Here is a 10,564-nt window from a genome sequence, read left to right on the forward strand (position 1 = left end):
CCAGCCCCACGCCCCGCCACCCATGCCCCACAGCCCCGCGCCCCACGATTTGCTCCCCCCCGAGATCACCGTCCTGGAGCGCGGCTGGCTGTCGGCCAACAACATCCTCTTCATCGGCCAGCACGACACCGCCATCGTGGACACCGGCTACTGCAGCCACGCCGACCAGACCGTGGCCCTGGTGCAGGGCGCCCTGGCGGGCCGAGCGCTCGACCGCGTGCTCAACACCCACCTGCACAGCGACCACTGCGGCGGCAACGCAGCCCTGCAGAAAACCTGGCCCCGCGTGCTGACCGCCATCCCGCCCGGGCAGGCGCGCCACGTGCGGCAGTGGAACGCCTACGCGCTGAGCTACACCCCCACCGGCCAGGAATGCCCGCCGTTTCGCGCCGACACCCTGCTCGACCCCGGCTCCTGCGTGCTGCTGGGCGACAAGCCCTGGCAGGTGCACGCCGCACCCGGCCACGACCCGCATTCGGTGGTGCTGTTCAGCCCGCAGGACCGGGTGCTGATCTCGGCCGACGCGCTGTGGGAAAACGGCTTCGGCGTCGTCTTCCCGGAGCTGGAAGGCGACAGCGCATTCGCCGAGGTGGCCGCCACGCTGGACGTGATCGAGGCCCTGGCCCCCCAGGTCGTGATCCCGGGCCACGGCCCCGTCTTCACCGACGCCCCCCGCGCCATCGACGGCGCACGCCGCCGGCTGGACGGCTTCGTGCGCAACCCCACCAAACACGCACTCTATGCGGCCAAGGTGCTCTTGAAGTACAAGCTGCTGGAGTGGCAGCAGATCCGCATGGCGGACCTGACTGCCTGGGCCCAGGGCACACCGTACTTCGGCATGCTGCGCGAGACGCATTTTGGGGACCAGGAGGAGGATGCGTGGCTGCAGAGCCTGGCGCAGGACCTGGTGCGGTCGGGGGCGGCGGTGCGGCAGGGGGATGTGCTGCACAACGTGTGAGTGGGAGCACCGGCAGCTGCGTGCAGCCTGACCGTGGCATCGCCGAAACACATCCTGTCAGGCGGCCGTTTCAGGCCAGGAGAACTCGAACCGGTACGCATGTGCGCCGTCGGCGGCGACGTCGATCGTCATCCGCCCCGACAGGCCGGTGAGCGCGTCGGTGCCGGAATCCGGTACCACGGTGATCGACTGCGCGGGCTCACCCCGCGCCATGGTCGAGCTGTGCTGCAGCACGAAGCTGCCGCTGCGGCCCTGGAGGCTGCCGCGCACCGTTTCCATCGCGACGTAACCGGCCGAGCCTGGGGTCGCCGTGCGGAAGGCCAGCATCTCCCCGGTGCTTGTGGCATCCAGCGCGCCATGAAATCGCTTGTCGATGCTCATCCGCGCCAGGCCACTGGAGGCAGCCACATCGCTCAGCGGCTGCGGGGTGATCTGGACGTCGAATGAACCGTTGGCAGTGTTGGAAATCATGATGGCAGCTTGAAAGAAAAAGGTGATGGTTCGGCCAGGATGGCGGCGTTTACCAAGGTGGCAATGGGTGACGCCGAGAAATCCATGGGTCGAGGTGGCCACGACCTCCGTGGCGCGTCTAATCTCTATTGAACAACATTGCGCATGACGACGATTGGAAAAACGCAACGACCCGTTGTGCCCTAAGCCGGTGGCGGACTTCACACGCTCGCCGCGGGTTTGTGCGTCAATGCTTTGGGGCTTGAACTACTTTAGGCTCTACGCGTGATAGTCATTCAAGTCGTCGAGGTCCTCTGGACCAAGGCCACGAGGGGCGCTCCACGATCCAGAGAGCGAGTGCAGCTTCCGCGCGCCTTTGTTTTCGAAAGCACCTCCGCGGCCCACTTGGTCCAGCAGTACCGCCTGGCCGAATGGGAGGACTTCCAACCCAAGCTGGTCAAGTCCGACCTTCTGCAGTCTGTCCCCACGTCGGTAGGCGCGGTAAGAATCGCCAGCCAAGCAGATGGGGTTTTCGCACTGGGTTTCTTGGGCACTCCAAACTCAGGCCAGCCCAGCAGGCGCCCGATACGAGAAGCCATCAGACTCTCTGTGGATCAGTACGCACGCCTTATCGTCAACGCACGCCATACCAGCTATTCAGGCCAGCACTACACAGAGACTGTTTACAACATCGCATCGGGTCACGACCTGCCAGCCAACCGCTTTCTGCGAGTTCCAGAGCATGAACTTGATCTCAAAGCCAACCTGTTCTAGATCAGCAGCAGAGCACTCCCATCCGCCCAGAAACGGTCCACGGGAATTGCTCCGATGCTTACCCCAGCGCCCTCACTCCCCGTGCTTGTACTGCTTGTCACACCCCATCACATGGTTGTAACTGCTCGACATGCACTGATAAAACAGCTTCTTGTTGCCCGACGATGACTGGCAGTCCGACACGCTGTACTTGCCCCGGGCCTCGCGGATCTTGGGGGCGTTCTTGTCGAAGTCGGCCTTGCTCATGTAGCCGTCGCGCACGTTCTTCTGGCCCACTTCCAGCATGGTGTCGGCCTGGTCGTGGATGTTGCCCACGGCGGCGGAGCAGTTGAGGGGCACCTGCTTGCCGTCCACCTTCTGCAGGGCTTTCTTCATGTCTTCGCCGAACTCTTCCACGTCCTTCGGGACTTTCTTGGTGCCGTCGGCGTTGTACTGCTGGCCCGGCTTGCCGGACGCGGATGACGACGACACGCTCTTGGTGGCGCCGTTGTTGCTCTGCAGCTTGAGCGGCTCGGCGTCGGCCTTGGACGGTGGCGGCTGGGCGCCATAGTGGGTTTTGCCTTCGGCGTCCACCCATTTGTAGACGGGTTGCGCGTGCGCACGAGCGCCCAGGCTGAACACCAGGGCGGTCATCGCCAGCCATGACAGTGTCTTGTTCATCATCTCCATCCCTCTCTTCATCAACAATCAAAATGCCATCTACCGCTTGATAGGCAAGCGCTACAAGCTATTATTTTTATAGCAATCCACTGGACGCCCCGCGCCCCGTGCCCGGTCTCAGGGCAGGTCCTTGTTCACCTCGGGCGCGGCCGCATCACGCGGGCCGATGGTGCCCAGGCGGCTCTTGAGCGACTGGGGCTGGCCGGTGAGCATGGCGGCGTAGTTGGTGGTGTTGGCCAGCACTTTTTTCACGTAGTCGCGCGTTTCGGCAAAGGGCACGTTTTCGGCCCAGATGGCGGCGTCCAGCACCGGGCCGTTGCGCCAGCTGCGTGGGCGGCCGGGGCCGGCGTTGTAGGCGGCGGCGGCCATGGGCATGGAGCCCGCGAAGTCATCGAGCGCCAGCTTGAGGTACGCGGTGCCGATGGTGATGTTGGTGTCGCGGTCGTTGATCTGGTCGGCGGTGAAGTTGTTCATGCCGATCTTCTTGGCCGTCCAGCGCGCGGTGGCGGGCATGACCTGCATCAGGCCCGAGGCGCCAACGTGGGAGCGCGCGTCCATGATGAAGCGGCTTTCCTGGCGGATGAGGCCGTAGACATACGCCGGGTCCAGGCCGATGCCGTTGGCGCGCTCGACCACGGCGCTGCGAAACGGCGTGGGAAAGCGCTGGGTGGTGTCCACCACGCTCTTGGTGCGTTCGCTGGTGTTGATGCAGCGGTCCCACACCTCGCGCTGGCAGGCGAAGTCGGCGGCGGCCAGCAGTTCGCGGTCGGGCATGCCGCCGCTCTGGTGCAGGTTGGTGGTGTAGTTCCACTCGCGCACGCCTTCGCTGCGCAGGCCGAGCAGGATGGCGTACAGCGCGCGGTTCAGGCCCGGGTTGGCGCGGGCGGCGGCTTTTTCTTCGGCCGTGAGGGGGGCGGGCGCGGGCGGTACCGTGATGCGCTGGCCGATTTCTTCGAGCGCCAGTTGCTCATAAAAGCCGCGCGTGCTGGCGATGCCTTCGAGCAGCTGGCGGGCCTCGGCGCGTTCGGCGTCGGTCACGCGGCCTGTGAGCAGGGAGCGCGCCTTCCAGTACATCCAGGTGCTGTCCTGGCGGCCTTCGGGGCTCATGGCGTTGACGGCCTTGGCCACCGCATTCCACTGGCCGGCGCGCAGGGCGGCGCGCACTTTCCAGCCCAGCAGGTCGTCGTTCAGGTCGGTATCTTTGGTGACGTTGGCAAAGTAGCCGTGGGCGTTGCCCGCCAGCCGCTGTGCGGCGGTCTTGCCGATCACGGCCCAGGCCCAGTTGCGCTCCTCGGCCGACAGGTGCACGCCCCATTTGCTGTCGAGCTGGTAGGCCGCGCCGTCCGGGTCGCCGATGGCCAGCTTGAGCAGGGCCAGGAGCACGAGTTCCTGCTTGGCCTTGCCGGAAGCTGTTGCGCGGGACAGCAGGTATTTGGCTGGCGAGTCCAGCACGTCCTTGACCTGGGGCAGCGAGTCGGGCGAGACGATCTCGACCGCGGTGCGCACCACGCGCGGGCGGTTGGCCTCGATGCCCAGGCGGGCCTTGCGCCACACGTCCAGGGCCGAGAGCTTCTTGTAGCCGTACAGCTCCCGTGCGGCGTGGGTGCAGCCGTCGTCGCCGTCGCGCTGGGCATACCAGTTGCTGCGCACATCCTCGGCCACGGTGGGGCTGGCGGTGCCCTTGATCTGGTCGATCAGCAGGGCGTAGCAGCGCACCTCGCGGTCGTCGGACATGCGGTAGCTGGGGTGCTGCTCGGCAAACTGCGCCCAGTCGCGGCGCTGGCCCAAGAGCAGCAGCCAGTCGTTGCGCAGGCGGTCTTCCTGGTAGCTGCCGGCGTAGCGCTGCATGAAGGACTGGATCTCGGCCGGCGAGGCCTCGCCCAGGCGCAGCTTGAGCTCCCAGTAGGCGGCCCAGGGCTCCAGCGCGTGGCCGCGCGCCGAGGGCAGCAGTTGCTCCAGTCTCTTGCGGTCTCCCTTGCGGAAGGCCTGTTGCATCTCGAGCAGGGTATCGTCACCACGGTTTTGCGCCTGGACAAGGGGCGCGGCGGTGGCCAGCAGGGCGCCGGCGAGAAGCGGTGTCAGAATTCGAAACAATTGCATGGGGGAATTATCTGATGGACAAAGCAGCCCTGCGGCGCGCGTTGGTAGAAGAACGCCTGAACCTGCCCGACCGCCTACAGCGGTCCGACCTGTTACAGCAGGTCATGCGCATCTGGCTGGTAAACCGGCCGGACACGGTGATCGGGGCCTATTGGCCCATCAAGGGCGAGTTCGATCCGTTGCCTGCCCTACACCGCTGGAAGGAAGACGGCGAACTGCTGGACGAGCCCCAGTTGCGCCGCATCGGCCTGCCGGTGGTCAACAAGGTGCACAAGACCCTGACCTTCCACGCCTGGTACCCCGGCTGCCCCATGGAGGAGGACGCCTACGGCATCCCCAAGCCCAAGGACACCGAGGTCATCGTGCCCACCCTGCTGTTCGTGCCCTGCGTGGGCTATGCGCCGGGCGGCTACCGGCTGGGGTATGGCGGCGGTTTCTACGACCGCACGCTGGCCACGCTGCAGCCCAAGCCGTTCACGGTGGGGCTGGGCTTTACCAACGGGTACCTGGACGATTTTGAGCCGGAAGAGTTCGACCTGCCGCTCGACGCGATCCTGAACGACAACGGCGTGGTCTGGCCGGTGGGCTCCCCCTGAAACATCTTCAGCGCCTGCTGTGACGGCGCCCGGCACCGCCGGGTCGCTGCCTCAGCCCACCCGCAGTTCCGAGGCGAAGGCATAGCACTCGCCACCGGCAGGGCGGCGTTTGCAGGCGTACATGGCGCTGTCGGCGGCGCGCAGCAGGTCGGCCAGGGTCACGCCGTCGACCGGGTGGCTGGCGATGCCCAGGCTCATGCCCACGGTGAGTGCGCGGCCTTCGAACATCACGGGCTCGGCGGCGCTGGCGGCCATGCGGCGGGCCATGGCGGCGATCACGTCGCGCGGCGGGGCGCCGGCGATCAGCACCGCGAATTCATCGCCGCCCAGGCGTGCCACCATGTCTTCGGCCCGCAACTGGGCGCGCAGGCGCTGCACCATGGTGGCCAGCACCACGTCGCCCGCGGCGTGGCCGTGGGTGTCGTTCACGCCCTTGAAACCGTCCAGGTCCAGCAGCAGCAGCGCAAACGGCCGGCTCTCCTGGATGGCGGCGCCAGCGCGGCTGGCCAGCCCGGCGCGGTTGGCGGCGCCGGTCAGGGCATCGGTGCCCAGCGCCTCCACCAATTCTTGCGTGCGCACGGTGAGCGCTTCTTCCGAATTGCGCAGCAGCCGCACGCGCGAGGCCATGGCGGCCGCGAAGACGATGGACTCGGCCACCAGCACGGTCTGGGTCATGTCCATCTGCTGCGGCGTCCAGGCCACCCAGCCCCAGCTGGCCACGACGATGGCGCAGATGCCGATGAGCAGCAGGGTCACCCCCGCCGAATACAGCACGGCCGGCCAGTACCGCCGCCGCATGGCCATCACCGCACCGGCCGTCAGCACCACGGTGGACGCCATGACCGAGGCCTGCACCAGGCGGAACAGCCACAGCGGGTGCGACCCGAGCAGCCCGTACACCGTGGCCAGCGCCAGCGCCGCCACCATGGCCAGCACCACCTTGTCCAGGCGCGGCGCAAAGTGCGACAGCCGCAGGAGGCTGCGCCCGAACATCAGCTTGGAGATGGCCCACAGCGGCGGCGCCACGCTGTAGAAGAACCCCGCAGCCTCGGGCCAGTGCGCAAACGGGTAGCGCAGCGTGTGGCCGTTGAACCCCGCCAGGGCCAGCAGCGCCCCGGCGCACGACACCAGATACCAGGCGTAGATGCTCTCGCGGAACACCAGCAGCATCACCGTGCTGAACACCACCAGACCGAGCAGCAGGCCGTAGCACACGCCGTCGAACATGCGCTTGTCCTGCGTGGCCTGCAGGTAGTCCGCCAAGTCCCACACCGACGCCGCGTAGAACCGCGCAAAGGTCGACTCCACCCGGAAGTACACCGTGTACACACCCGCGTCGGGCAGCTTGAAGCGCCAAGCCATCTGCTCGGACCCCGCCGGCCGCGTGGACCAGGGGTGGCGCATGCCCGTGACCACCGGCTCGGCCAGCGCCTTGCCCTGGGCGTCGTAGGGGCCGTAGAACCGCAACTCGTGCGTGGACACGGTGGGCACCAGCAGCAGCCACTCGCGCAGCGCATCGGCCGGGTCGGCCAGTTGCAAGCGCAGCCGGAACCACAGCACCCGGTCGGATTCCGCGCCCTTGAGGGGGTTCTCGGGGTAGGCAAACTGCGCCTCGTTCTCGGGCTGGCGCACCGCCTCGATGGTCATCTGGCGGGTCTTGTCCTCGAACATGCCCATGAACGGCACCACCAGCATGCCGCCGGCGTGCTGGGCGACGGGGGCCGGGGCATCGCGCCCCGCGGGCTGGGCCTGGGCGGTTGCGGCCAGGGCCATGGCGGCCCACACCAGGCCGCGGGCCAGTGCGGCCGCGCTGCGCAGCCACCGCTGGCAAACCACCCTCAGCAAAAAAGCAAAAAAAGACAGCGTCATCAAAGCCGGCCCGGCAGAGATCGGGCGGGAAACCACCTCGAAAGCGGCAGATTGTGCCGCACCCCGGAATTCCCCAGCCGGGCGTAATGGGCGGCTTTTTGGGCTTTGATGCGCAGATGGCATCAAATGACGGGTCATTCAGCATGGATGAACCGCCCATGGCGGCGGTAGCATCAATGCCCCTTACCCAGGCACCAGGTTTTTTCATCCATGCTCAAGCTCTACATCGGCAACAAGAATTACTCCTCGTGGTCCATGCGCCCCTGGGTGCTGCTGCGCCAGGCCGGCATCGCGTTCGACGAAGTCCGCGTGCGCTTCGACAGCTTCGACGCGGACTCCGAATTCAAGCGCGCCATCGGCGCCGTCAACCCCACCGGCAAAGTGCCCGTGCTGGTCGACGGCGACCTGGTGGTGTGGGACACCCTGGCCATCGCCGAATACGCGGCCGAGACGCACCCCGACAAGAAGCTCTGGCCCACCGACCCCAAGGCCCGGGCGCGCGCGCGCAGCATCTGCGCCGAAATGCACAGCGGCTTTTCGGCCCTGCGCAACAACTGCCCCATGAACATCGAGGCCGACCTGCCCGACACCGGCGCCCTGCTGTGGCGCGACAACGCCGGCGTGCGTGCCGACGTGCAGCGCCTGGTGGGCATGTGGAGCGCGCTGCTCGACGAGCATGGCGGCCCGATGCTGTTCGGCGAGTTCACCATCGCCGACGCGTACTTCGCCCCCGTGTGCATGCGCCTGGCGACCTACGCCCTGCCCCTGCCGCCGCAGATCGCCGACTACGTGCAGCGCGTGCGCGCCCTGCCCGGCGTGAAGGCCTGGATCGACGACGCATTGGCCGAAAAGGACTTCCTCGACTTCGAGGAACCCTACCGCCTGGCCCCCGCCAAGCGCTGAGGAGCACTTGAACATGGCAGTCACCATCTACCTGCGCTATGTGCTCAATACCAGCAAGCTCCGGGAGTTCGAGCACTACGGCAAGCTGTGGATTCCGCTGGTCGAGAAATTCGGCGGCCAGCACCACGGCTACTTCATGCCCAGCGAGGGCGCGAACAACATCGCGCTGGCGCTGTTCACCTTCGAGAGCCTGGCGGCCTACGAGGTGTACCGCCAGCAATCGATGCAGGACGCGGAGTGCCTGGCGGCGTTCCGCTATGCCGAGGAGACGGGCTGCATCGTGAGCTATGAGCGGAGCTTTTTCAGGCCGGTTTTCGGGTGACTGAGCCCTGAAGTCCGGCGCCAGAGGCACGAGCGCGGCGGCCCGCCCGGCACCGCGCTATCTGAACTGCTTGCGCAACTTGGCCTTGTGCCGCGCGATGTGGGCCATCTGCGGCTCGGCGATCGAGCCGCCCAGGTCCACCCCGTCGCCGTTGAGCACATCGTTGGCATAGGCCAGCGCCCGCGCCACCACCTCGGCCTCGGTCACGCCCTGCTGCTCGGCCAGGTCCAGGGCCACGCGGCGCATGGCGCGCTGCGACAGCATCCACATCGCGCCGAAGGCCTCCCAGGCAGCGGCAGATTCCTTGAACTTGTCCCGGTCGCCCAGGATTTCGTTCAAGGGCTTGGCCAGGATTGCTTCCAGGTCCTCCACCTTGGACTTCAGCGCTTCGAACTGCGCCTCGCGCTGCAGTGCGGCCGCCGCAGCGTTGGCCGCGGCGTCCGGCGCCGGGGGCACGGGCACGCTGCCGTCGGGGTTGAGCTGGGCAATGGTCAAGTCGGACGATAGGGACATGGTGGGGCGAATATACGGCGCAGCGCAGGTTCTAAACTCGGCCCATGAAAATCTACATGGTGGGCGGCGCCGTCCGCGACAAGCTGCTGGGCCGCCCGGTGAACGACCGCGACTGGGTGGTGGTGGGCTCCACGCCCGAGCAGATGCTGGCCAGTGGCTACCTGCCCGTGGGCCGCGACTTCCCCGTCTTCTTGCACCCCAAGACGCGCGAGGAATATGCGCTGGCCCGCACCGAGCGCAAGAGCGGCCAGGGCTACCGGGGCTTTGCGGTGCACACCGCGCCGGACGTGACGCTGGAGGAAGACCTCTCGCGCCGCGACCTCACTATCAATGCGATAGCAGAAGACATTGACCCATCGAGCGGTAGCGGCCTGTTTGACCCCTACCACGGCGTGCGCGACATCGAAGCGCGCGTGCTGCGCCATGTGACCGATGCCTTTCGCGAAGACCCGGTGCGCATCCTGCGCGTGGCGCGTTTTGCGGCGCGCTTCACCGACTTCACCGTGGCGCCCGAGACCATGCAGCTCATGCGCGAGATGGTCGCCCACGGCGAGGTGGACCACCTGGTGCCCGAGCGTGTGTGGCAGGAGCTGGCGCGCGGCCTGATGGAAGCCAGGCCCTCGCGCATGTTCGAGGTGCTGCGCGAATGCGGCGCGCTGGCCGTGCTGCTGCCCGAGGTGGCGCGCCTGTGGGGCGTGCCGCAGCGCGCCGAATACCACCCCGAGGTGGACACCGGCGTGCACCTGATGATGGTGCTGGACATGTCCGCACGGCTCGATGCCCCGCTGGCCGTGCGCTTTGCCTGCCTGGCGCACGACCTGGGCAAGGGCACGACGCCCGCCGACGTGCTGCCGCGCCACATCGAACACGAGCAGCGCAGCGCCGAGCTGCTGGTGGACGTGGCCGAGCGCCTGCGCGTGCCGGTGGACTGCCGCGAGACCGCCGACGTGGTGGCGCGCGAACACGGCCACATCCACCGCAGCAGCGAGCTGTCTGCGGGGGCCCTGATGCGCCTGCTGGAGCGCTGCGACGCCATCCGCAAGCCCGCGCGCTTTGCCGACGTGTTGCTGGCCTGCGAGTGCGATGCGCGCGGGCGGCTGCATTTTGAAGAAACGCCCTACCCGCAGCGCCCGCGCCTGCTGGCGGTGCTGGCGGCGGCGCAGTCGGTGGTCACGCGCGACATCGCGGCGCAGGCCGCCAGCCGCGGTTTGACCGGGCCGCAGGTGGGCGGTTTGATCCACCAGGAGCGCGTGCGGGCCGTGGCGCAGTGGCTGCAAGACGAGAAGCAAGTGACTGAGCCGGGGCAGAAGTAAGAAGCTTCTGCTTCTGCTTCTGCTTCTGCTTCTGCTTCTGCTTCTGCTTCTGCTTCTGCTTCTGCTTCTGCTTCTGCTTCTGCTTCTGCTTCTGCTTCTGCTTCTG

Annotated in this window: 10 protein-coding genes; 5 read left to right on the forward strand and 5 right to left on the reverse strand. The window is 67.1% G+C overall.

Annotation, left to right across the window (positions count from 1 at the left end; all coding sequences use genetic code 11):
• Nucleotides 1–22: 22 nt before the first annotated feature.
• Nucleotides 23–958, forward strand: a complete 936-nt coding sequence (locus ACIGHN_RS22105) for an MBL fold metallo-hydrolase (protein WP_396506094.1) — start codon at nt 23–25, stop codon at nt 956–958.
• A gap of 57 nt (nt 959–1,015) precedes the next feature.
• Here ACIGHN_RS22105 and ACIGHN_RS22110 read toward each other — a convergent pair whose 3' ends face one another.
• The 3 genes from ACIGHN_RS22110 to ACIGHN_RS22120 form a co-directional block, all read right to left on the reverse strand.
• On the reverse strand, nt 1,016–1,633 hold the full coding sequence (locus tag ACIGHN_RS22110) for a DUF3224 domain-containing protein (protein WP_396506096.1): 618 nt from the start codon (nt 1,631–1,633) through the stop codon (nt 1,016–1,018).
• Nucleotides 1,634–2,254: 621 nt separating this feature from the next.
• Entirely contained in the window at nt 2,255–2,842 is a 588-nt protein-coding gene (locus tag ACIGHN_RS22115; RefSeq protein ID WP_396506098.1) for a DUF4124 domain-containing protein, read from the reverse strand.
• A gap of 117 nt (nt 2,843–2,959) precedes the next feature.
• Nucleotides 2,960–4,942, reverse strand: a complete 1,983-nt coding sequence (locus ACIGHN_RS22120) for a transglycosylase SLT domain-containing protein (RefSeq protein ID WP_396506100.1) — start codon at nt 4,940–4,942, stop codon at nt 2,960–2,962.
• A 14-nt stretch (nt 4,943–4,956) separates the two neighbouring features.
• On the opposite strand from ACIGHN_RS22120, the gene ACIGHN_RS22125 reads away from it, so the two are divergent.
• Nucleotides 4,957–5,538: a 5-formyltetrahydrofolate cyclo-ligase gene (locus ACIGHN_RS22125; RefSeq protein ID WP_056164526.1), complete on the forward strand. Its 582-nt coding sequence runs from the start codon at nt 4,957–4,959 to the stop codon at nt 5,536–5,538.
• A gap of 51 nt (nt 5,539–5,589) precedes the next feature.
• On the opposite strand, the gene ACIGHN_RS22130 is transcribed toward ACIGHN_RS22125, so the two are convergent.
• Nucleotides 5,590–7,311: a diguanylate cyclase gene (locus tag ACIGHN_RS22130; protein ID WP_396506102.1), complete on the reverse strand. Its 1,722-nt coding sequence runs from the start codon at nt 7,309–7,311 to the stop codon at nt 5,590–5,592.
• 306 nt (nt 7,312–7,617) lie between these two features.
• Between ACIGHN_RS22130 and ACIGHN_RS22135 the strand changes: the two genes are divergently transcribed.
• Nucleotides 7,618–8,310: a glutathione S-transferase family protein gene (locus ACIGHN_RS22135; RefSeq protein ID WP_396506104.1), complete on the forward strand. Its 693-nt coding sequence runs from the start codon at nt 7,618–7,620 to the stop codon at nt 8,308–8,310.
• A gap of 13 nt (nt 8,311–8,323) precedes the next feature.
• Entirely contained in the window at nt 8,324–8,632 is a 309-nt protein-coding gene (locus ACIGHN_RS22140; RefSeq protein WP_056414065.1) for an NIPSNAP family protein, read from the forward strand.
• 57 nt (nt 8,633–8,689) lie between these two features.
• Here ACIGHN_RS22140 and ACIGHN_RS22145 read toward each other — a convergent pair whose 3' ends face one another.
• Nucleotides 8,690–9,145, reverse strand: coding sequence for a hypothetical protein (locus tag ACIGHN_RS22145; protein WP_396506106.1), 456 nt, complete (start codon nt 9,143–9,145; stop codon nt 8,690–8,692).
• A gap of 44 nt (nt 9,146–9,189) precedes the next feature.
• Between ACIGHN_RS22145 and ACIGHN_RS22150 the strand changes: the two genes are divergently transcribed.
• Nucleotides 9,190–10,458: a multifunctional CCA addition/repair protein gene (locus tag ACIGHN_RS22150; RefSeq protein WP_396506108.1), complete on the forward strand. Its 1,269-nt coding sequence runs from the start codon at nt 9,190–9,192 to the stop codon at nt 10,456–10,458.
• Nucleotides 10,459–10,564 lie beyond the last annotated feature (106 nt).

Origin of the sequence: Acidovorax sp. NPDC077693 (assembly GCF_044542805.1) — a bacterium.
GTDB lineage: Bacteria > Pseudomonadota > Gammaproteobacteria > Burkholderiales > Burkholderiaceae_C > Acidovorax.

Excerpts from the sequence above, each read along its gene's own strand:
- ACIGHN_RS22130 (WP_396506102.1), bottom strand. The coding sequence starts at position 7,311 with ATGGCCCTGGCCGCAACCGCCCAGGCCCAGCCCGCGGGGCGCGATGCC.
- ACIGHN_RS22105 (WP_396506094.1), top strand. The coding sequence starts at position 23 with ATGCCCCACAGCCCCGCGCCCCACGATTTGCTCCCCCCCGAGATCACC.
- ACIGHN_RS22125 (WP_056164526.1), top strand. The coding sequence starts at position 4,957 with ATGGACAAAGCAGCCCTGCGGCGCGCGTTGGTAGAAGAACGCCTGAAC.
- ACIGHN_RS22150 (WP_396506108.1), top strand. The coding sequence starts at position 9,190 with ATGAAAATCTACATGGTGGGCGGCGCCGTCCGCGACAAGCTGCTGGGC.
- ACIGHN_RS22140 (WP_056414065.1), top strand. The coding sequence starts at position 8,324 with ATGGCAGTCACCATCTACCTGCGCTATGTGCTCAATACCAGCAAGCTC.
- ACIGHN_RS22145 (WP_396506106.1), bottom strand. The coding sequence starts at position 9,145 with ATGTCCCTATCGTCCGACTTGACCATTGCCCAGCTCAACCCCGACGGC.
- ACIGHN_RS22120 (WP_396506100.1), bottom strand. The coding sequence starts at position 4,942 with ATGCAATTGTTTCGAATTCTGACACCGCTTCTCGCCGGCGCCCTGCTG.
- ACIGHN_RS22135 (WP_396506104.1), top strand. The coding sequence starts at position 7,618 with ATGCTCAAGCTCTACATCGGCAACAAGAATTACTCCTCGTGGTCCATG.
- ACIGHN_RS22115 (WP_396506098.1), bottom strand. The coding sequence starts at position 2,842 with ATGAACAAGACACTGTCATGGCTGGCGATGACCGCCCTGGTGTTCAGC.